18 protein-coding genes are annotated in these 20,726 nt (G+C 64.1%); 13 read left to right on the plus strand and 5 right to left on the minus strand.

All coding sequences use genetic code 11. The features are described from left to right. Window position 1 precedes the first annotated feature (1 nt). The 6 genes from ACE039_RS27125 to ACE039_RS27150 are packed head-to-tail and all read left to right on the plus strand — an operon-like array spanning window position 2 to window position 5,114. Complete coding sequence (locus tag ACE039_RS27125; RefSeq protein ID WP_105557025.1) at window positions 2-781, plus strand: DUF3304 domain-containing protein; 780 nt, start codon at window positions 2-4, stop codon at window positions 779-781. Beyond that, window positions 774-3,095, plus strand: a complete 2,322-nt coding sequence (locus ACE039_RS27130; protein WP_485823853.1) for a DUF2235 domain-containing protein — start codon at window positions 774-776, stop codon at window positions 3,093-3,095. The genes ACE039_RS27125 and ACE039_RS27130 overlap by 8 nt, the downstream gene beginning before the upstream one ends. Before the next feature lie 43 nt (window positions 3,096-3,138). Then, the gene (locus ACE039_RS27135; protein WP_485820853.1) at window positions 3,139-3,909 is read left to right on the plus strand and encodes a DUF3304 domain-containing protein; all 771 of its coding nucleotides are present in this window, start codon (window positions 3,139-3,141) and stop codon (window positions 3,907-3,909) included. A gap of 42 nt (window positions 3,910-3,951) precedes the next feature. Continuing rightward, window positions 3,952-4,512 (plus strand): DUF3304 domain-containing protein, encoded by a 561-nt coding sequence (locus tag ACE039_RS27140; RefSeq protein ID WP_448711753.1) that lies wholly within the window; start codon window positions 3,952-3,954, stop codon window positions 4,510-4,512. A gap of 43 nt (window positions 4,513-4,555) precedes the next feature. Continuing rightward, the gene (locus ACE039_RS27145; protein WP_485823854.1) at window positions 4,556-4,972 is read left to right on the plus strand and encodes a hypothetical protein; all 417 of its coding nucleotides are present in this window, start codon (window positions 4,556-4,558) and stop codon (window positions 4,970-4,972) included. Further along, entirely contained in the window at window positions 4,938-5,114 is a 177-nt protein-coding gene (locus ACE039_RS27150) for a hypothetical protein (protein ID WP_448711749.1), read from the plus strand. The genes ACE039_RS27145 and ACE039_RS27150 overlap by 35 nt, the downstream gene beginning before the upstream one ends. Before the next feature lie 11 nt (window positions 5,115-5,125). On the opposite strand, the gene ACE039_RS27155 is transcribed toward ACE039_RS27150, so the two are convergent. The 5 genes from ACE039_RS27155 to tssJ all read right to left on the minus strand — a co-directional run bounded on the left by ACE039_RS27155 (window position 5,126) and on the right by tssJ (window position 13,732). Then, window positions 5,126-5,749 (minus strand): hypothetical protein, encoded by a 624-nt coding sequence (locus tag ACE039_RS27155; protein ID WP_485823855.1) that lies wholly within the window; start codon window positions 5,747-5,749, stop codon window positions 5,126-5,128. Continuing rightward, a complete protein-coding gene (gene tssI, locus ACE039_RS27160; RefSeq protein ID WP_485823856.1) occupies window positions 5,730-10,871 on the minus strand; it encodes a type VI secretion system tip protein TssI/VgrG in 5,142 nt (1,713 codons plus the stop codon). The genes ACE039_RS27155 and tssI overlap by 20 nt, the downstream gene beginning before the upstream one ends. A gap of 26 nt (window positions 10,872-10,897) precedes the next feature. Continuing rightward, the gene (gene icmH / locus ACE039_RS27165; RefSeq protein ID WP_404976728.1) at window positions 10,898-11,677 is read right to left on the minus strand and encodes a type IVB secretion system protein IcmH/DotU; all 780 of its coding nucleotides are present in this window, start codon (window positions 11,675-11,677) and stop codon (window positions 10,898-10,900) included. Window positions 11,678-11,702: 25 nt separating this feature from the next. Next, on the minus strand, window positions 11,703-13,049 hold the full coding sequence (gene tssK / locus ACE039_RS27170) for a type VI secretion system baseplate subunit TssK (protein ID WP_448711744.1): 1,347 nt from the start codon (window positions 13,047-13,049) through the stop codon (window positions 11,703-11,705). 65 nt (window positions 13,050-13,114) lie between these two features. Next, a complete protein-coding gene (tssJ, locus tag ACE039_RS27175) occupies window positions 13,115-13,732 on the minus strand; it encodes a type VI secretion system lipoprotein TssJ (protein WP_105557017.1) in 618 nt (205 codons plus the stop codon). A 154-nt stretch (window positions 13,733-13,886) separates the two neighbouring features. Between tssJ and ACE039_RS27180 the strand changes: the two genes are divergently transcribed. The 7 genes from ACE039_RS27180 to tssG all read left to right on the plus strand — a co-directional run bounded on the left by ACE039_RS27180 (window position 13,887) and on the right by tssG (window position 20,716). After that, the gene (locus ACE039_RS27180; protein ID WP_485823857.1) at window positions 13,887-14,582 is read left to right on the plus strand and encodes a tetratricopeptide repeat protein; all 696 of its coding nucleotides are present in this window, start codon (window positions 13,887-13,889) and stop codon (window positions 14,580-14,582) included. Window positions 14,583-14,650: 68 nt separating this feature from the next. Next, entirely contained in the window at window positions 14,651-15,175 is a 525-nt protein-coding gene (gene tssB, locus ACE039_RS27185; protein WP_105557015.1) for a type VI secretion system contractile sheath small subunit, read from the plus strand. Further along, window positions 15,168-16,661, plus strand: a complete 1,494-nt coding sequence (gene tssC, locus ACE039_RS27190; protein WP_105557014.1) for a type VI secretion system contractile sheath large subunit — start codon at window positions 15,168-15,170, stop codon at window positions 16,659-16,661. Before tssB ends, tssC begins: the two co-directional genes overlap by 8 nt. Window positions 16,662-16,703: 42 nt before the next feature. Continuing rightward, the gene (locus ACE039_RS27195; RefSeq protein WP_006395404.1) at window positions 16,704-17,207 is read left to right on the plus strand and encodes an Hcp family type VI secretion system effector; all 504 of its coding nucleotides are present in this window, start codon (window positions 16,704-16,706) and stop codon (window positions 17,205-17,207) included. 71 nt (window positions 17,208-17,278) lie between these two features. Next, complete coding sequence (gene tssE / locus ACE039_RS27200; protein ID WP_105557013.1) at window positions 17,279-17,767, plus strand: type VI secretion system baseplate subunit TssE; 489 nt, start codon at window positions 17,279-17,281, stop codon at window positions 17,765-17,767. 52 nt (window positions 17,768-17,819) lie between these two features. Continuing rightward, window positions 17,820-19,658 carry a type VI secretion system baseplate subunit TssF gene (tssF, locus tag ACE039_RS27205; protein WP_485823858.1) on the plus strand — a complete coding sequence of 613 codons (1,839 nt, stop codon included), beginning with the start codon at window positions 17,820-17,822 and terminating at the stop codon, window positions 19,656-19,658. Next, entirely contained in the window at window positions 19,622-20,716 is a 1,095-nt protein-coding gene (tssG, locus tag ACE039_RS27210) for a type VI secretion system baseplate subunit TssG (protein WP_199196790.1), read from the plus strand. Before tssF ends, tssG begins: the two co-directional genes overlap by 37 nt. Window positions 20,717-20,726: the final 10 nt, after the last annotated feature.

The following is a 20,726-nucleotide window of genomic DNA, read 5'->3' on the forward strand; positions in this document are numbered from 1 at the left end:
AATGCGTAAGGGGTTGCTTGTCTTGTTGATGTGGCTGGGATTATTGGCCGGCTGCAACAGCGAACCGAACTACCAGGGATTCTCCTTCGTGACGTACAACTACACGCCCTGGGACCTGGACAGGGTCGAAGTGAAGGACGGTAAAGGCAATTCGGCGGTCTCGGGTTCGATCGGAGCCGGCGGGGGCGAGGGCTCGGTGACATGCTGCTATACCTTGACGGGCAGCGACTTCAAGGTGGAATGGCGCGGCGCGGACGGCGAATTGGCCAGAAAGCACATGTTCGACGGCAAGTTGGAAGAAGTCATTTTCAATAAAGAAACGCCGGTCCATTTCCCGCCTGCGGAGATGCCAGCGGGGGATGGACCGCTTTATCTCGAACTGCACATCTATCCCGACGAGCACATGGAAATAGCGCTCAGCCGAAAGCTGCTGGGCCAGGTGCGAATTCCCATTGTCGACGCCACGCGCTGGTTGTATGCGCAGCACCGCGACGCATTGGGAGATTATCGAAGCAGCTCGGAACTCCGGCGCGTGGTCGCCAAAGTCGCCAAGAGGGCATGGGTTAAGTATCGCATCGAGGACGCCCAGGATATGCGGCAGTACATGTTCCTGTATTTCACGGTTGCATCGAATTTCGACACGAACCCCGAGATTGCCGCGATGCTGGCAAAGCCCGGCCGCAAGCCCGGGGAGTTCGCTGTTGCCGTGCAAGGAATGCCGCAAGAGAAAATCGCGCAGCTAAAGGCGGCGGGAACGCCGCCAGGAGACAAGAATGGCTAACCCCGACGCTGGTGAATTGTCGCCTATCGACCGCACGCCGGCTTCGGTGCTGAAGAAGATCGCCGAGAGCGAGGCCGCATATCCCAAGGACGACTGCCAGGAATGCGGTGCGATCGTGCGCATCGGCTTTTTCTTTGACGGGTTTGGCCGTAGTCGGGACGCCGATGGCAAGCACCCAACGTTTTATTCCAATATCAGCCGGCTCTGGGAAGCGCACTATGCGCATGATGACGAGGATCGCCCGGTCAAGCAATACTGGTTCCGTTTCTACTATTCGGGTCTGGGGACCGAACTGAATGAGGACGCGAAGAACGACGACCTCATCTATGGCGCCACCGTGGCGGGCGGAAAACTGCTGAGCGAAGCGGGCAAGAACGCCAAGAGCGCCGCCAAGAACATGACGCGACTGGACGAGATCCCCGAGCACGACGCCTTGAAGCGGCTGCGCAGCGCGACGCAAAAAATGATCAAGGAGGGTTCCTTCCAGCCGATGGTGAAGGCGTATACCGACGTGGTGAAAGACGTCAAGACGCTTCCCGACAAAGTTGTGCGGATCTGGAATGCCTGGGACCCCGAACGTCTGGTCAACCGGGCTAAGGGAACCATCCGGGGGTTCTGGTCTGGATTCAAGAAGAATCCGCTTAAGGTGGCCTGGACCGCTGGCAAGGAAGTCGTCAAGTCTACGGCGATGGAAGGGGTGCCGATCATCCGCGACAATGAGACCGTGGCCTACCTGATGGGAACGGGCGTGGACGTCCGCGTGGACGCTGCGCTGCGGCAGCTCAAGTCGGCGCATGAGGCGGTCAGCGCGGAAATGAACAACGTGCGCCGCATCGAAATTTCGGTTTTCGGAGGTGATCGGGGCGGAGTCATGGCCCGCCAGTTCGTCAACGACGTGGTCAAGAAGTACCGGCGCCGGAACGACAAGGACCTGGTGATTCCCGGGGAAAACGGCGCACCCGAGGCCGAGATCCATATCCGGTTCCTGGGACTGTTGGATTCCGTGTCTTCGATCATGGATGAAAGCACCTTTCTTGGGTTCCTGCCGTTTACCGATCTGCTGAAGCAAACCCACAAAGACCGCACGCTGACCGTCCCTGCGGCGGTGCAAAAATGCGTCCATTTTGCCGCCGGCCATGAACTGCGCGCGAACCAGCGTCTGGACAGCTTGGAGAAGACCCGAGGCGAACAGTTTCTATATCCCGGCTCGAGCGGGGATGTGACGGGCGTCAGTCCAGAGGGATCGCTCGGCGCGCGCGGCGAATTGTCGCGGGTTCCGCTACGGGACATGCTGAACTTGGCGATGTCGAACGGTGCCGCCCTTTACAGCATCGAACAGCTGTTTGATAAGCGGCCCCTGACTTTCGCGAAATTCTCGATGTCGGCCGCCCTCGCGGATGGCGGGAAAAGCTACCAAATCACAGAACTGGTGGACGCCTATCGTGGCGTGGTGAAGTACGAACCAGGCGTGGATTTTCTGCCGCACATGGAGGTTTTCCTGCGCTGGCTCGCGGTCAGATACCAAGACCCCGTCTTCAAAAGCGAACTGTCGGACCCTGCGGAAAAGTGGATCCAGGATCGGGACTTCTTCACGCCGCAACAGGCCTACGACGAAGAATTCCGCCGCGTCAGCGCGATGTCAAGAGAGGAACGGGCCAAGCCGGAGAATACGGCTCGCCTGAAAGAACTGGAAGCCCTGAAGGATGAGCGTCGGGCAACTGCCGACGCCAGCCGCGGCGAGCTTCCGCCCAAGCGCTTCAAGCCGTTGTGGCAGCGACTGGAAGAAGAATATCGGGCGCTCGAGAAGGCGGAAAATGAAGATGCCGAGCTGGAAAGGTATCGGGCGGAGGTGGCTCGCACCGACCCCGAGCGCGTGCGACGCATCGAACAGGTCACCGCCATCATGAACGAGCCGGCAAGAGTGCGCGACGAGATAACGCGGCGTAATGGCGGCACCGTCGACGAGGATGCCAAGCCGAAGGATCCGCTGGCCGACATGAAGGCGAAGCGCGCCATGCAGCAACGCTTGCTGACGGTATGGCGGGAAGCCAGCGCGGGCACTAACCCCCTGCCCGAAAAGGTCATGGCGCTGTTCGACTTCCTGGTGCACGACGCGATGCTGAGCAGCTGGCCTGATCATTTGCTGGCCAGCACGTCGATGTATTTCCGAGTACGCGACAAGGATATCTTCGGCAAGACCAACTATAAGTCCGAGGACGCGAAGATGAAGGCGGATCTTGAAAACGTGGCGCGCACGGAGAAGATGCGCGCGAACCTGGAAGGGCTGACGCCTGCGCGCCTTGAGCGTAGGTGACGTGGCCAACCCCGGAGGCGCGCTGGTGAGTATGCGTAGGCACGTGATAGCGGCACTGGTCTTGGGTGGCTTGCTGACCGGCTGCAATGGCGAACCAAGCTACCAAGGATTTTCGTTCGTGGCGTATAACTACACGCCCTGGGACCTGGATGCCGTTCAGATCACCGACAGCGAAAGCCGTTCTGCGGGCACAGGGTCGATCGGTCCTGGCGGTGGAGAGGGCACCGTCACCTGCTGCTTCACGTTGCGAGGTACCGATTTTTCCGTGAAGTGGTCGGGTCTGGACGGCGAAGAGGCGATCCGGCACCTCTATGACGGAAAAATGGACGAGCTGTTTTTTCACAAGGAAGCCCGCGTGCATTTTCCCGCATCCGATTTGCCGCCGGGGGACGCGCCGCTGTACCTGGAGCTGCATATCTATCCCGACGAGCACGTCGAAATCGCGCTTAGCCGAAAGTTGCTTGGGCAAACGCGGATTCCGATTATTGAAACGACTCGATGGCTGTACAGGCAGCATCGCGACGCCCTGAACGCGTATCGTGATATCTATGAAGTGCAGCGCGTGCTGGCAAAAGTCGCCAAGACGGCCTGGATCAAATACCGACTTGAAGACAGGCGGGACCTGCAGCAGTACATGTTCCTGTATTTCACGGTGGCATCGAACTTTGATTCGGATCCGGATATTGCCGCTTTACTGGCAAGTCCCGGCAGGAAACCCGGAGATTTCGCGGCGGCTGTCGAATCCCTTTCCCCGGAGACGGTCGCCCGACTAAAGGCGACGGGAACGCCGCCAGGCGATAAGGTCGCCGGATAGACCGGGAAAAAAGGCGACTCAATTTCCCACAGGATGCCGATCATGCAGACATCGCAATCGCCAACGTTCTGGCCGCTCGGACTTCGCTTGCTCCGGTTTGGCATCAAAGGGATGCTGTGGCTGTGCATGAGCGCTTCCGGTCTTGCGGGAGCGATCGCGCAGGCGCAGCCGATGCCGATTCCCGAGACTATCGGGGTGCGGTTGGGGATCATCAATTACCTGAATGAAGCGCTGGCTCCCGTCTACATCAATCAAGGCTGGGCGGGGGGCGTCCGAGGCCGTGCCTATACCTCGGGCACCTGCTGCGTTTCAATTCCCTCCCAGTGGAAGCCTGGCATGACGATGCGGATCGAGTGGAACTCCGATTCGATGTTCGAGCGGGGGGAAAACGATCTGGCCGCGCGGGATGCTCCAGTCTTGCCCTACCAACCGTTTCACAGCGGCTATGCCTGGGCGATTTTCCTGCCTGGGGGTGAAGTACGTGTGCAGCCCGGCCCGACGAGCCCGGGGGCACCGGATTTCTTGCAAGGGCTACCCGAGCCCGGAGAGGCAACCGAAGCGGAGCTGCGGCAGTTCATCGAAAGCACCAGGCCGAATCGCTAGGCCATCGGGGTCATCACAAGGAAGCGCTATTCAGGGGGGAAGGATGAACAAAGGGCTGATCGTCTTGCTGGCGGGGCTTGGACTGCTGTCGGGTTGTACCGATGAGCCTGGTTACCGGGGTTTGACGTTCGTCGCCTTCAACTACACGCCCTGGGACATCGACACCATACAGATTATCGATAGCGACGGACATACGGCGACTTCCGGTGCGATGGGCGTGGGTGGCGGAGAAGGATCGGGAACGTGTTGCTATACCTTGAATGGCACGGAGTTCACGGTGAAATGGCGTGGTGCCGATGGGGCTCTGGCTCAAAAGCACATGTTTGATGGAAAACTGGATGAGGTGATCTTCAACAAAGAGGCTCACGTTCATTTTCCGCCGACCGATCTGCCGCAGGGCAAGGGCCCGCTACCTGCAGCAGTACATGTTCCTGTATTTCACGGTGGCGTCGAACTTTGATGCCGATCCCGACGTGGCGGCGATGTTGGCCAAGCCGGGTCGGAAGCCGGGCGACTTTGGCGCCGCCGCCGGTGCCATGTCGCAAGCCCAGATAGCGCGCATCAGGGCGGCCGGGACGCCGCCGGGTGACAAGAACGGCTGATCAGGCCGCGCCTACCGCGGCGGCAGCACTTCGATCGTGACGGTGTTCGACCGCAAGCCGTTGGACTCGACATACACCTCATACTTGGCCGGGCTGGCCGGTAGCCCGGCGCGGGCCGCCAGGTCCGTGCTGAACTGCGTGCCGACGCTCATGCCCGGTGCGACGGGTTTCCCCCGTGGCGGGCGCGAGCTTGCGATGGTGTCGACCTCGACGCCGGGACGTGTCGGCAGCTTGTATTCGAACGCCACCTCATCGTAGGCCTTGCGTGTTTCAAGATCGGTCGCCACGATGCGCGGCAAGGTCGGGTGCTGCACGGCAGGCACGATGCCGCGCACACACACGGGAATGACCAGCACGCCGGGCCCCTGCGGCCAGACGCGGGCAGGCGCCGCGATGTGGAGCTGTTCGTCGTAGCCATCGTTGGCGGGCATGCAGGCATGGTCGCGCATGCTGTTGATCGGCACGGATGCGAAGGAAGCGGGTTCGGTCCAGTCGGAATTCATGGTCTTCTGCGGCGTGACGGATGGGGGTTGGGCGGACGCTGCCGGGGTGAATGCCCAGGCGGCGGCGGTGAACAGCAGGACAAAGGCGCGCGCCGGGAAGCGGCGCCACGCGTCAGGACGTGGTCCAGCCATTGGACATGTCCACCTTGCGTACGGCTTCCGAGCACGACGGGCAGAAGCGGATGCTCTGGCAGTCGCCGCCGAACATCACGCATGCGCCGACGTTGCTGGAATTGGCCTGGTTGGCAGGCAGGCCGAAGTGGCAGTGGTTGCCCGCGTCCGAATAGAAGTAGCGTCCTCCGTCCAGCTTCGACGCGTCATACAGTTCGCCGCCTTCGTTGGCGTTGGCCCATTCCGGCCCGCTGGGCGTCATGCCCAGCAAGTGGCCCATCTCGTGGACCAGCGTTTCCTGCTGGTACGCCATCGTCGCCAGCTGCCAGGGTGTGCGCACGGCGACGCCCAGGATGTTGGTGCCCAGGAAGGCCACGCCACCAGCGGCGCTCTCCAAGAGCTTGACGCGCAGAATGATCCGGCCCGACGTGGGCACGGGCAACAGGCCCGCCATGCGTACCCTGACGCTCGGGCACGCACTGGGTTCGCTGGCGTCGCCCGCGATCGGCGTGACGCGATCCTTCGGCACCACGGCCCGTTTGACCGTCCCTGCGGCATCCGTATATTCAAACAGGCACTCCAGGAACCAATCGTCGTTCGGGTCGATGTTCAACCAGAGGTAGGCGGGGTTGCCGTCGGGGCCAAGCAGGTCCATTTCAACGTCGCCCACGCCGGGGCCGGCGTTGGCGCGGATGATCAGCGGTGCGATGGGCCATTGCGCCGCCAACCGGTCGATATGGCAGACCGCGATGGTGTAGGGCTCGTGCCGGGCGCCCTCCGAGCGCGGATAGACCGACTGCACCAGCTGGCGCATCCGCGCGTCGCCTTCGTCCGTCCAGACATCCGAATTGGCGTCGCCGCGCGTCTGTACGTAGGGCAGTTGCAGCACGTCGATGCCATGGCGCGCGTATTCGTCGGCGGTCGGCTGGAAGCCGTAGCGACGCTCCATGTTTTCCGGGCCGGGCATGCGGATCTCCTGGATGTACATGCGGCGCACGGTTTCGATCATCTCGGTCATGACCGTCTGGTTCTGGTCGTTCAGAACCTCGAACAGATAGCTGTTCAAGCCCGCGGCGGGCAACGTGATGTTGTCGACGACCTTTGTGCCGTCGGGATCGGTCACGTACTGGTAGGTGGACTGGTCGGGGTCGCGGTACAGGGGCTGCCGATCGCGTTCGCGGGCCGTATAGACGGCGTTGGTCCGGCGGGCCATGACTTTGACCGTGAACCGGTGCTCTCCGCGGCGATTGAACGACACGCGGATCTTGGGCCGGTTGGTCTGGCGGTCCAGGCTGTTCAGCGCCTGGCCGTCGTTCCAGCGCGCTTCCGAGGTCTTCAGGTTCACGTACTGCAATTGCGCGCCGCTCTGGCTGCGGTAGGTCGACACGGCGAGCGTGCCGCCCGGGGCGTCGCCACCGTCCGCCGGACCGCTCGCGCCGCCCGTGCCGTCCTGGCCGGCGGGCCGCGTCGCGGTGCCCGGCAGCCCGATGCCTGCCGCGTCCATGGCGCGGCGGACCAGGCCCGGATAGGGCGAATTCGCCACGGCCGGGATATTCATGATGGTCTCGGCCACCTTGGGGAGCGTGATGCTGGTCACGCTGGGCGACTGGAGGATCGCGCCCACCACGGTGGGAATGGCGGAATCGCTAAGGCCGGGCGTGCTCAGGATCGCGCCGGCCACCGCCGGGATGTTGTCTGCGTTGACGTCCGGCATGGCCAACAGCGTGTTGACGGCGGACCCGAGCGTTGCGCCCTTGTCGCCCATGGCGTTCATCGCCTGCGTCATCAGGGGCTGGATCGCCGCGCCGACGCCGCCCTGCGAGCCGCCCGCCGCGGCCAGGCCGGAGGCGGCCGACAACGTCGAGGCCATGTTGCCCGCCTGCGCGGCCATATCGCCGGCTTGCGCCGCCATGCCGCTGGCCCGGGCGGCGGCACCGGCGGCCTGCGTGACCGACGCCGGCATCGCCGACGCCAATGCGCCCGCCGCGCCTTCCGTCAACGACGGCGCGGCGCCAGCCATCAGCGACGGCGTCGCACCGCCCATTAGTGACGGGGTAGCTCCGCCCATTAGCGACGGCGCCGCACCGGCCATCAGCGACGGCGTCGCGTTGGCGATGGCGCTGCTGGCCATCTGGCCGGCTCCGGTGCTGCCGATGGCGGCGCCAGCCATGTCGCCCGCCTTGCCGGCCGCGGCGGACATCATGCCCGTACCGGTCTGCTGCACCGAGGCCACCGCGTCATTCGCCCGGGTGGCAATGTCCTGGATGGGCTTGAGCGCATCGCTGGCCATCGACTTGGCGCGGTCGAGCATGCCCGACGCGCTGTCCTGCAGGGATGCCAGACCGCTGGATACGGCGCTGGCGCCCTTGGCCAGCGTCGCTCCTATCCCACCTGCCGCCGCAGCGCTCGAAGCGCCTGTAGAGGCTGTGGTGGCCGCGGCAGTGCCAGCCAGCGCGTCGGATGCCCCGGCAGCGTTGACGGCCTGGCCGGATCCCGCCAGGGCTTGCAGCATTTGCTCGGGCCGGTGCACGAGTTCAGCCTTCACCAGCATCACGTCACCCACCTGGGTGGAGGGCAGCGCCGGCAAGGCCGCTGCGTCGCTGGCCGGACCGATCAGATTGTGCGACGCGCCTTTGACCGAGAACATGCCCGGCCCCTTGAACACGATATCGGCGCCGTCCATGACGATGCTGCCGCCACCCGCCTGCAGGGTGATGCGCTGGTTCGCCAGGATCTCGATGCTGTCCGTGGTCGACGTGATGGTGACGTCTTGTCCGGCCAACAGTTCCAGCATGTCGGTATGCGCGTGTATCGACACTGGCGCATTGGCCGCGATGGCGCGGATGCCGCCGTCCTGCACGAACAGGCTGGTCGCGCGTCCCGATGCGCTGGCGAAGGTCTGGCGTGCGGCGACATGGCCGTCGGCCTGCGCGGTGACGTGCAGGTTTTCGCTGGCGTGCACGATGGCCGACGCGGGGGTGGCAAAGTTCAGCGATGCAGGCGCGTCGATCAGCATGCGCGCGCCATCGATACGTTCGACGGGGTCCGTGCCGCTGCGTTCGCCGTTGGCGGCTTTGACCGCTTGCTGGCCACCCACATTGGCCGGATAGCGCCCTTTCGCCTTGGGGTCCACGGCCTCGATCAGCGCATCAAATGTGTCGGTCGCGGCCAGTGACCGCGCCTGGCGCTGTGTGGTGGCTGCGTTGATGCGCTGGGCGGCATGCTGCGCGCCCCGCATGAGCGCCAACGCTTGGGGGGCGTCCGCCAGCGTGGATCGGGCATTCGTTTGCGCATTGGCCGACAGCAGCATGCCTTGCCCTGATCGAACCACGGTCCACGCGTCCGAGCGCAGTTCGAAACCAGTGCCGCGCCATTCGCCGCGATTGGAGTCGTCTGGCGCCTGCTTGACCAGATAGCCCAAGCCCAGTTGTGAAGCCGCGATTGAACTGGATAGCCGCGTGCGGACCTGGCCCGCCGTGTCGTCGAACAGCCATTGGCTGTGGCCTTGGCCATCCAGGCCCTGGCTGTGCCAGCCGCTCAGCGTGCCGGGGTGGTTGGCCTCGGCGTTCACGCCGGCCGACCACGGGGGTAAATCGGCGTCGTTATACAACTGCGCGACCACGACCGGCTGATCGATGTCGCCGTCCAGGAATTCGACCACCACTTCGGTGCCTTGGCGTGGCAAGTGGTGCGCGCCCCAATTGGGACCCGCCTGCGCGCCGGTGACGCGCAGCCACGTGCCCGAGCTGTCGTCGCCAGGCGCATTGCCGGCATCGTCCCCATGGCTGCGGTGGGGCAGGCCGCCGGACAACGGGCGCTTGCCGCGCTGCCAGGGGAATTGGACTTTGACCCGCAGGTCGCGGCCCGAGGTGATGGGGGCGTCCTGCGCCGTCACGACCACGGCCGTCACGCCTTCCGGCGCGGTGGGCTTGGCGCGCCAGCCCGGCAACAGCGTGGCCGCCGCGGGCACGGCGCTGAACGTGTTGCGGTACGCGCCGCGTTCCAGGTCCGGCGCGTCCAGTACCTGCGCGGCCTGGGCGCCCAGGTTGTTGACGGCTTCGTGCGTTACGCGCAGCAGCGTGTAGCGGTTGCCTCCCATTTCGTCCAACGCCTGGCCCGAACCTTCCGCATAGCGGTCGTGCTGCGTCAGGGCGAACGTGTGGCCCGGCATCATCTGCCGCGCGGTGCCGCCGCCGTCGAACCGCACCGTGCGCGATTCATGCGCTTGCAGGCTGCGTGCCGCTAGGGCTTCGGCGCCGGCATCGTCCGTGTAGCGGCCGTGGCCGTCGAAATCGTAGTCTTCCAAGGGCGGCACTGCGCCCACGTCCAGGTCCGACCGGGCTTCGGCCCCATGCGCAAGCAGGGCTCGCTCGTTCCAGGCGACACGAGTGACGCGATTTGGCTGGACGCTGCGCGCCGCGCCGAAACGCAAAATGCTGTCCTCGGATTCGGTGGCGTCGGCGCGATGGAAACGCAGGGGCGACGCTGGATTCTCCGGGCGCGCGGCGCCGGCGTCGAACACGACAAGGCGATGCTGCGCGCCGCCTGTGCCGCTGCCATCCTGGCCATCGCCTTGCTGGTGGTCGAAGCGGAAACTCAGCCCCGACTCCGCCATCAGGCGCAGCACGAAAGCCAGATCGGTTTCGCGATATTGCGTGCGGATCGGGCGGGGCGCCAGCGGCTCGGTGATGTCGAAGGAAAACGACGCCAAGGGATAGTCCGCGAAGATCTCGCTCAGGATGTCGGTGGCCGATTTGTCCTGATAAAGAAAGCTGTCGCGGCGCAGGCGCAGGGTCGCCAGCCAGGGCGCGGCGTGCAGCCGGTAACGCGCCAGGCCGCCGTCTGCCCCCAATGCGTCTACCCCTTCCACGACGGCATGCCAGCGGCGGCGGCTGCCGTCGGCCAGCAGCAGGTCCACGCTGATTTCCTTGCCCAGCAGCGGTTCCACGTCCAGCTCGGCCGAGGGGGCCAGGCAGTCCAGGGTCAACGCGAAGAGTTCCGAGACACCTTCTTGCAGGCGCATGCGCTCGGCCGTCAGCGTGTCGCCCAGCGGCGTGCGCACTTGAAGCAGGCGCGCGTTCTGGGACAAGGCGGCGGCGTCCAGGCTGCTGTAGCCCGCAGGCGAGAAAGAGCGATCGATCATGGTGCGTGGCCGTCCGGGGTGGACCGTCAGGGAAGCGAGATGGTCAGGTGAGCGGCGCGCGGGCCGAGTTTGACGATGTCGTGATACGGGGCCATCGCCGTCTGCATGTCGCCGTTCAGGAAATGGCTCATGCCCAGATACGCCAGCAAACCCAGCAGCGCGAAGATGGCGCCGATGCTCCACAGCGGAACATCGCGCTTCAAGGTGTGCGCGATCTTGTCGGGCAGCGCCCAGTGCGGCGCGAAGCCCGCGCGCTTGCCGCGCAACAACGCGATTTCGTCGCCCAGGCGCGCCGTCAGGTAGCCAAGCTTCTCCTGGCCCTCGATCATGTACTTGCCCTGGAAGCCCAGCAGCAGGCACATGTAGAACACTTCCAGGGACTGCAGCCGGGGTGCGCCTTGCGCGCGCAGGTCTTCAAGACGGGCGAAGAAATTCTCGCCTGCCAGTTGTTCGCCGAACAGCGTCAATTGCAGGGGTTGCAGCATCCATGCATCGCGGATCGAGAATCCGGAATTCAGCACGGTTTCGTCCACGGCGGCGCAGAACGCGTACTTGGTGGCGTAGACGTCTTCGGCAGGAATTTCCAGCTTCTTCGCGGTGCGCTCGAAGTCCGCCAGGAACTGCTGCACGCGCGCCGAGAAAGACGCCGCGCTGGCGGGCTGCTGTCCGCTCTTGAGCAGGAACAGCATCAGGAATCCGTCGTACAGCAGGTCCAGCAGAGACTTCGCGGGCCGTGAACCGTAGAAGTCGGCGGCACGGGGAGGAAGCGGGGTTCCGGGCATCAGAGAGGGCGCGTCGGCGGTCATGGCGGGCTCTTTCGGTGGACAGCGGTTAACGGGTGACGGCGATCAGGTCCAGCTTCAGTTCGGGGATGCCGGACGGGGCATAGATCGCGATGCTTCGTGCCTGCAGCATGCGGTCGTAGAGCGACCCGCGCGTTTGCAGGGTGAAATAGCAGGCGCCTGGTTTGACGGGCACGGCGGGCGGCACTTGCGGCGTGTAGACCAACTGCACGCCGGGCATGGCGGAAAGCACCAGTTTTTCCACATCGTCGGGCGCGCCGACCTTGAAGCGCAGCGGCACGGTCTCGGCCAGTTCGCTGGCCGGCGTGGCGGCCGACACGGACAGGTACAGCGCGGTGGTTTCGTCGAGCTTGCCGGAATCCAGCCGGCCGACGTGGAACGACGGCCGCACCTCGTCGAGGACCACCGAGAAATAGCGGGTCGAAATGACCGTGTCCAGCAGGTCTCGCAGAATGTCGTCCAGTTTCGCGAAGGCGGCGCCGGGCTGGTCGTGGCGGTACGCGGGCAGGTCGACCAGCGTATGCACCTTCGAGAACGTCATCAGCGCGCCGGCCAGGCGCAGCATTTCCTGGAACAGGCGCTCGGGGTGTAGTTGCGGGTTATGGAACAGGTGAGACAGCGCCGAATAGGCTTCATTGGCCGTGTGCAGCAGCCAGAACGACGCCACGTCGCCGGAGCGGAATTCGATGATGTTCTTGCTGGGTTCGCGGTGAAAACCGTACAGCGCATTGACCTTGGCCTGCAGCGCATCCAGCAGCCGGCGCAACTGTTCGAACAGCGCGCCGCAGGCCTGCACGGTCAGGCTCGGCGCGATATAGCCGGTGTCCAGTTCATAGCCTGCGCTGGCGGTGCGGCGCACGCGGGCGACGGGGATGGTCAGCAGCGCGTCGCGGGGCTCGTGTTCGGACAACAGCCGCACGTTCTTGCGCAGGAAGGCAAGGCTGGCGGTGCTGGCGTTGGTGTAGAGGTCGGGCGCCGGGCTGTCTTGATGTGCGTAGCGGGCGTCGAAGCCCGGGCCTTGCGCGCCGTCCCGGTAGTTGCCGCCAATATCCTTCATGGGATGCAACGCCAGATAGAACACCGCGTCGCTCGCGCCATCCAGGCCGTCCAGCGCCACGGCTGGCGGCAAGTCGTCGTTGTGGGGCGCGTTGTAGATTTCGCCGTCAGGAAAAATGGCCGACAGTTCGGTGGCGCGCAGCATGCCGTTGGCCAAGGCCGCGGCGTCGAACCGCACGGTGCGCAGGCCCCATGAGTAGGGATGCAGCGCGCGGCTCATTTCGGCCAGGCGGGCCTCGTGATAGGCGTCTTGCCGCTGAAAATGCTGGGGCCGCAGAAACAGGCCCTCACCCCATAGGACTTTCGCTGAATAACTCACGTTGGCTGGCTCTTATAGATATATAGGTAGCGGGCGTTTCGTAGTGACGTGGGTTGCAACTGCCTTCAGTTCGGACACTGCACCGAAGCGAGGCGGGACGGATCGAATTCAGGCACCCCGGGGGGCAACACGATCTTGCCGGTCGCGACGGTCATCGCGCAGGCATGGGCGCCCAAGACAATGCCGGAGTCCTCGGCGGACTTCACTTCAAACACATATTTCCAGCGCTGCGGCGCAGGCGCGTAGAACAAGGCGGCCACTGCGATATACGTGGCGCCCTTGGGCACTTTTTCCACGTTCTCGTAGCGCTGTCCGGGTGTCAGGATGACCTCGCGTGAAGCGACGAGGCTATCGCCCAGTGCCGCCTTTTCCTGCGCAGTATCAACCAATTGTGTGAGCGGCGCGCGCAGGAATGCCTCGGCATTCTTCAAATAGTATGTTTTCGTAACGATGGCCATGGGTTGACCACTGCTCGCATTCAAATTTTCTCCGGCATGGATCGCCAATTTCACGTCGATCGGCGCATTCGGGTCCTTTTTCAGGCCCGTGATGTCGAGCGCGCTGCCGGTCATTCCGGCCACCGCGCCGATCGCCGAAACGGCCGCGCAACCGCTGATTGCCGAGCTGGCCGCAATCAGCGAAAAGGCCGCCAAGCATCGCGATAAATTGAGATGTTTTGACATGGCTCTTTATACCGGAACATTGCGGCAGTATGAAGATCGCAGCACGTTAGGCGACGTTTCGCGCAGAGTTACATCGAGTTAATCACTGTAGTGGTGTACTAACAAAAAGTTGTTGAAATACGCGGCCTTGGTTACAACCCCACGTGCCCAGAAAATGCAACTTTCTCGTCTCTTTCTGATCGGCGGAATGGTGGCTTTGATGACAGGCTGTGCCGCCTCCGTCAAACCGCAGACCGACGCCGAATTCAAGCAATCCATCACGCAGGCCACGCAGAGCCTTGCCTCGAAGGGAGGCGACCAGGCCGTGGCGGAGTTCGAGGAGATCGCGCAGCGCAATCCCTCGCGAGGCGAGCCCTGGTCGTACATCGCGAAGATCCGTTTCGATGAGCAGAAGTACGGCGAAGCGATCGTGGCGGCAGACGAAGCCCTGAACCGCGACCCTGAAGATTTCACCGCCAAGACGGTGCGTGCCGTGGGCGGGCTGCGCGTGGCCATGCAGTCGCTGGCGGATCTGCGCGCGGATGCGCTGCTGGCGGGCAATGCCCGCACCGACGCGGTGGCGCTGGCCGCCGCGATGCGCGAAACCCTGGGGCAGGACGTCCTGTTCCCCGAAGGACGCAAGCCGCCCGCGCGGTCGCGCCAACCCGTCAAGCGGGTTGAGCCGCCCGCCGCGGATGCCGGCTCGCCGTCTACCGCTGCGCCCGTCACGGCGACGCCCGCCAGAACCGCGTCACCCGTTGCATCTCCTCCGAACCAGGCACCCGCCGCGCCATCCGCGACGACGCCGGCCACGCCCGCCGCTACCGGCGGACGCGCGCCGGATCCGTTCGGCAACCTTCTCAAACCCTGACCGGCTCTCGGGCGCCGGCGCCACCGGCCTTGTCAGCCTAACCAACACGCACCTCGCTGGGAGCCCTCATGGCTAAGAAAGAAAGCGTTCAGAAACGACTCCAGAAAGTGCGCCCGCCGCGCGTCCAACTGACTTATGACGTTGAGAAGGGCGATGCGATTGAACAGAAAGAGCTTCCGTTCGTCGTGGGGGTGGTGGGCGACTTCAGCGCGCAATCCGAAGCAGAGTTGCCGCGACTGAAAGACCGCAAGTTCGTCAACATCGACGTGGACAACTTCGATGACGTGATGAGCGGGTTGGAGCCGCGCGCGGCCTACCGCGTCAAGAACCGCCTGACGGACGAGGGCGGCACCTTCGGCGTGGACCTGAAATTCCGTTCCGTGGAAGATTTCCGGCCGGAAGCCGTGGTGCAGCAGATTGAACCGCTTAAAGAGCTGCTGGACATCCGCACCAAGCTGGCCGACCTGCGCAACAAGCTTGCCGGCAACGACCGGCTGGAAGATCTGTTGGGCGAGGTGCTCAGCAGCACTGAAAAATTGCAGCAACTGACCAGTGAAGCCGGCAAGAACGGCAAGGGAGGCAGCCATGAGTAATTCCGCCGCCGCGCAGAACTCGGCCGCTCAAGCCGCCGAGGCCGATTCGGGCCTGCTCGACCAGATTGTGGAACAGAGCCGGGTGGCCAAATCCACCGCCGAACACGACCGCGCCAAAGATCTGATCGGCGAACTTGCCCGTGAAGTCATGAAGGGCACCGTGGTGGTGTCGGACAACCTGTCGGCCATGCTGGACGCGCGCGTCGCTGAATTGGACCGCCTGATTTCCGCGCAGCTCAGCGAAGTCATGCACGGCGCCGAATTCCAGAAGCTGGAAAGTACCTGGCGCGGCCTGCACTACCTGTGCCAGGAGAGCAATACCGGCCCGATGCTGAAGATTAAGGTGCTGAACGTGACCAAGCGCGATCTGGTGCGCGACTTCCAGACCGCCATCGACTTCGACCAGAGCTTGATGTTCAAGAAGGTTTACGAAGAAGAGTTCGGCACGTTTGGTGGCTCGCCCTTCGGCGCGCTGCTGGGCAACTTCGAGATTACGCGCCAGCCCGAAGACATGTATTTCATCGAGCAGATGTCGCACGTGGCCGCCGCGTCGCACGCGCCGTTCATCGCGTCGGCGTCGCCCGAACTGCTGGGCCTGGACAGCTTTGCTGACCTGGGCCGCCCGCGCGACCTGGCCAAGGTGTTCGATACCGTTGAATACACCAAGTGGCGCAGTTTCCGGGATTCGGAAGACTCCCGCTATGTCGGCCTGACCATGCCGCGCTTCCTGGGCCGCCTGCCGTACGACCCGAAGGAGGGCACGTCGGTGGAAGGCTTTAACTTCGTCGAAGACGTGGACGGCACGGACCACGCCAAGTACCTGTGGTGCAACGCTGCCTGGGCGTTCGGCGCGCGCCTGACCGCCGCATTCGCCGACTTCGGCTGGTGCGCGGCCATCCGTGGCGTGGAAGGGGGCGGCCTGGTGGAGAACCTGCCCACCCATACCTTCAAGACCGACGATGGCGAAATTGCGCTCAAGTGCCCGACCGAAATCGCGATTACCGATCGGCGCGAAAAGGAACTGAGCGACTTGGGCCTGATCCCGCTGGTCCACTGCAAGAACTCCGACTACGCGGCCTTTTTCGGCGCGCAGTCGGTGCAGAAGGCGAAGAAATACAACACCGATAGCGCCAACGCCAATGCAGTGCTGTCGGCCCAGTTGCAATACATCTTTTCGGTGTCGCGCGTGGCCCACTACCTGAAGGCCATGATGCGCGACAAGATCGGCAGCTTTGCGTCCGCGCAGTCGGTCGAAAGTTTCCTGAACCGCTGGGTCTCGCAGTATGTCCTGCTGGACGACAACGCCAGCCAGGAACAGAAAGCGCAATTCCCGTTGCGGGAAGCCTCGGTGCAAGTCGCCGAAGTGCCGGGTCGCCCCGGCGTGTTCCGGGCCGTGGCGTTTCTGCGGCCCCACTTTCAGCTCGACGAGCTTTCGATTTCGTTGCGCCTGGTCGCGGAGCTTCCCGCCCAGGCCCAGAAGTCCTGATCGCCCGTCCGATAAGCGGTTTTTCAACTTGAGAGGCTATGAATGAAGGACATTTACGTCAAATTTGGCAATCCTGCGCTTAAAGGCGAGTCCCAGGACAAGGACCACCCGGACTGGATCGAAGTCGGCTCGTGGCGCCACGAGATCATCCAGCCGCGTTCGGCCACGGCCTCGACCTCGGGCGGCCACACCGCCGAGCGCACCGAGCATGGCGAAATGGTCTTCACCAAAGATCTGGATGTCGTCAGCCCGCTGCTGTATCAGCACGCCTCCGGCGGTACGACTTTCGACGAAGTGACGATTGATTTCCTGCGTGCCGACGGGGAAGGCAACCGCGTCAAGTACCTGGAGATCAAGCTCAAGTACGTGATCATTTCGCGCGTGGCGCCGGAAGTCGTCAGCGAAGGTCTGCCGCACGAATCCTTTTCGCTGAAGTATGCCGCCGTCCAGTGGAAATACACGCAGCAGAAGGTGGGCGGCAACCAGGGCGGCAACGCCCAGGGCGCGTGGAGCCTGACCAAGAACGACAAGACGTATTCGGTCTGAACGCGACCGCGTAGGCAGCGCATGCCGCGCCCCTTGCCGGGCGCGCGGTTTGCGCTGAACGGAGGTCCGTGATGAAAGGATTCGAGCCGAGCCTGTTCGACAAATTGTTCGACGGCGACGGGCAGACGCCGCATGCCTTGCGACGCTTGTCGGTGGAAGAAATCAAGGAAACGGTCGCGCGCGACATCGAAGCCCTGTTGAACACGCGCATGGTCTTCACGGAAGAATCGCTGAAGCGCTACCCCAATTGCCAGCGGTCGATCCTGACCTATGGGCTGTCGGATTTCTCGGGGCTCAGCCTGGCCAGCCACTACGACCGTGAGTTCATTTGCCGGTCTCTGGAGCAGGCCATCGCGCGGCATGAGCCGCGGCTGACGCACGTAAGGGTCGTGCTGCAGGTGGACAGCCGCGCGACATCGGTGCTGTATTTCGCGATCACCGCGATGCTGGATGTAGGTCCGGCACACGAGCCGGTGACGTTCGACGCGACGTTGCAGCCGTCCACCTTGCAGTATTCCGTCAGCAAGGGATGGGCCAAGGCTGCGGCCGTCGCCGGATAGACAACAACGTACACGGGCGCGGGCGGCACGCCGCCGAAGAGGGAAGGGAAAGATGGAAGAACTGCTGCCCTATTACGAACGCGAACTGGGTTTCTTGCGCGGGTCGTCACGCGATTTCGCGCAGCGCTATCCCAAGATCGCGGCGCGGCTCGGCTTGTCGGGCGAAACGTGCGAAGACCCGCACGTGGAGCGGATGATCGAGTCGTTCGCCTTGCTCGGCGCGCGCATCAACAAGAAGCTGGACGACGACTATCCGGAATTCACGGAAGCGCTGTTCGAGGTGATGTATCCGCATTACCTGCGTCCATTCCCATCGTGTTCGGTGGCGCAGTTCGATATGGGTGGCGTGGCGGCCCAACTGACGGCGCCGGTGCGGATGCCGCGCGGCACGGAGCTGAAATCCCATCCCGTGCGAGGCGTGGCCTGCCGCTTTCGCACCGCATACGACGTCACGTTGGCGCCGGTGGCCATCCGCCGCGCCAGTTTCGCGTCCACGGCCAACGCGCCTTCGTCGACGTCGCTGCCGGCCGGCGTAACGGGCCGGCTGTCGCTGACGCTGGCGTGCCTGGCCGAGACGCAGAATTTCTCGAATCTGGCCCTGGACACGCTGCGCGTGTACCTGCATGGCGAACCGTCGTTTGTGGCCGCGTTGCGTGATTGCCTGTTCCTGCGCACGGCTGCTGCCTATATCGAAACGCTACCCGGCCGCTGGCACCGCCTGGATGAGGTGCCGCTGGCGCAAGTGGGGCTGGCGGAAAACGACGCGCTGATCGATTTTCCGGCCAGTTCGCACCCGGCCTACCGGTTGCTGGCCGAGTATTTCGTCTTCGCCGAGAAGTTCAATTTCGTCGATATCGACCTGGCCGCGTTGCGGCGCGCGGCAGGCACGGCGCGCGAATTCACGCTGCATCTGCCCGTCAAGGGCCTGCGCGCCGATTCCAACACGGCGCGCTTGCTGGAATCGGCGTCGCCCGACCATTTCCGGCTGGGATGCACGCCGGTCGTCAATTTGTTCGCGCAGCGCGCCGACCCCATCCGCGTGACCCATGCGGCGGCGTCCTATCCCGTGGTGGCGGACGCCCGGCGCGCCTATGGCTATGAGGTGTATTCGATCGATCGTGTCCGGCAGGTCCGGCAGAACGCGCAGGGCGATTCGGTGGTGGAGTTCCGTCCGTTCTACTCGCTGCACCATGGTGAAACGCCAGAGCGCGCAAGCCACTACTGGACGGCGCGGCGCGATTCGATGGTGGCGGAACGCAGCCCCGGCTACGAGATGGAGATGTCCATCGTCGATATCGATTTTGATCCTTCGGTGCCGCAGACCGAGACCCTTAGCCTGGACCTGACCTGCACCAATCGCGACCTGCCCGCGCATCTGGCGGTGGGCCAGTCGGGCGGCGACCTGTTCCTGGAAGGTGGGTCCGTCGCTCGCGAAATCCGCATGCTCCGCCGGCCGACGCATACCCATCGATTTCAGCAGGGCCGCGCCGCGCATTGGCGCTTGATCTCGCATCTGGCGCTGAATCACCTGTCGCTGGTGCAAAGCGGCTTGCCCGCCTTGAAAGAGACACTGCGGCTGTACGACTTGTCGCATGCGGCGGTGGCTGCGCGGCAGATCGAAGGCCTGGTGGGGTTGGACTACAAACCTGCAACGCACTGGATGCCGGGCGAGCCGTTCGCCACCTTCGTGCGCGGCATCGAGATCCGCCTGACGATCAATGAAGACAACTTCGTCGGAACCAGCCTGCATGCCTTCGTGGCGGTGATCAACCGCTTCTTCGGCCTGTACGTGCACGCCAACAGCTTCGTGCAGCTGGTCGTGTTGTCGCGCCGTGGCGCGGAAGAAATCTTACGGTGCCCCCCGTGCAACGGCGACGCGATCCTAGCGTAATCGAATCGCTGCTGGCCGAGCCGCAGCGCTTCAAATTCTTCCAGGCCGTCCGGGTCCTGGAACTGTGGTTCGCTCGCCAGGAAGGCACGCGCGCGAAAAATGCGGTGCCTGCCCACCTGCGCTTCCTGAACTCATCGTCACTGGGCTTTCCAGCAAGCGAGATCGCGGCGTTGATGGCGTACGACAAGGACGGCGTGCCACTGGAGGACACCGCGTCGCGCCTGGCTGCGCTGGCCGAGGGCAAGCTGGGGCGGGTGGAAATCGAGCCCGCCTTCTTCGGCCTGCTGGGCGGGCAAGGTGCGTTGCCGCTGCATTACTCCGAGATTCTGAGCCACCGCGAGAGCGCCAAGCGCGATCGCGGCGCGCGCGCCTTCTTCGACATCTTCTCGAACCGGGCGGCGGCGCTCTTCTACGCGGCATGGAAGAAGTACCGCATGCCGATGCGCCACGAAACCGAGCAGGACCACCACTATCTGCCGCTGCTGCTGGCGCTGGGCGGTATCGGCCATCCCGCGCTGCGCGACCGCCTGCACCAGGGCGACGGGCAGGTGTTCGACGAATCGCTGGCGCACTACGCCGCCGCCGCGCGGCAGCGGCCGGTGTCGGCGGCATTCCTGCAGCGGGTGCTGTGCGACTACTTCCAGGTGGACATGCGGGTGGAACAGTTCGTCGGGCGCTGGTATCACGTGCCGCCCGAGCACCGCACGCAGTTGGGCATGCCGGGCGCGGTGCTGGGCGTATCCGCGATGGCTGGCGACCGCATCTGGCAGCGCGACCTGCGCATCCGCTTGTGGATCGGCCCTTTGTCGCGAACCGCGTTCGCGGATTTCCTGCCCGGCGGCGCGCGCGCGCAGGCGCTGGAAAAGTTGCTGACGATGTTTGGCGGCATGAGCTTCGAATACGAGGTGCGGCTGATCATGGCCCAGGCGGATGTGGCCGGCAGCGTGCTGGGCGGTGAGGGCGAGGGGGCCCGCCTGGGCTGGAATTCCTTCCTTTGCACCGCCCCTGTCGACGCCGACCGCGACGATGCCAGCTACGAACTGCACACCATCCATTGAGAACACGACG

The organism is Achromobacter maghribensis, assembly GCF_057334215.1.

Coding starts and splice junctions, on each gene's coding strand:
- ACE039_RS27180 (WP_485823857.1), top strand. CDS start 13,887: ATGCAACTTTCTCGTCTCTTTCTGATCGGCGGAATGGTGGCTTTGATG.
- tssE (WP_105557013.1), top strand. CDS start 17,279: ATGAAAGGATTCGAGCCGAGCCTGTTCGACAAATTGTTCGACGGCGAC.
- tssJ (WP_105557017.1), bottom strand. CDS start 13,732: ATGTCAAAACATCTCAATTTATCGCGATGCTTGGCGGCCTTTTCGCTG.
- ACE039_RS27155 (WP_485823855.1), bottom strand. CDS start 5,749: ATGGCTGGACCACGTCCTGACGCGTGGCGCCGCTTCCCGGCGCGCGCC.
- ACE039_RS27130 (WP_485823853.1), top strand. CDS start 774: ATGGCTAACCCCGACGCTGGTGAATTGTCGCCTATCGACCGCACGCCG.
- tssI (WP_485823856.1), bottom strand. CDS start 10,871: ATGATCGATCGCTCTTTCTCGCCTGCGGGCTACAGCAGCCTGGACGCC.
- tssC (WP_105557014.1), top strand. CDS start 15,168: ATGAGTAATTCCGCCGCCGCGCAGAACTCGGCCGCTCAAGCCGCCGAG.
- icmH (WP_404976728.1), bottom strand. CDS start 11,677: ATGACCGCCGACGCGCCCTCTCTGATGCCCGGAACCCCGCTTCCTCCC.
- tssB (WP_105557015.1), top strand. CDS start 14,651: ATGGCTAAGAAAGAAAGCGTTCAGAAACGACTCCAGAAAGTGCGCCCG.
- ACE039_RS27145 (WP_485823854.1), top strand. CDS start 4,556: ATGAACAAAGGGCTGATCGTCTTGCTGGCGGGGCTTGGACTGCTGTCG.
- ACE039_RS27125 (WP_105557025.1), top strand. CDS start 2: ATGCGTAAGGGGTTGCTTGTCTTGTTGATGTGGCTGGGATTATTGGCC.
- ACE039_RS27140 (WP_448711753.1), top strand. CDS start 3,952: ATGCAGACATCGCAATCGCCAACGTTCTGGCCGCTCGGACTTCGCTTG.
- tssF (WP_485823858.1), top strand. CDS start 17,820: ATGGAAGAACTGCTGCCCTATTACGAACGCGAACTGGGTTTCTTGCGC.
- ACE039_RS27150 (WP_448711749.1), top strand. CDS start 4,938: ATGTTCCTGTATTTCACGGTGGCGTCGAACTTTGATGCCGATCCCGAC.
- ACE039_RS27195 (WP_006395404.1), top strand. CDS start 16,704: ATGAAGGACATTTACGTCAAATTTGGCAATCCTGCGCTTAAAGGCGAG.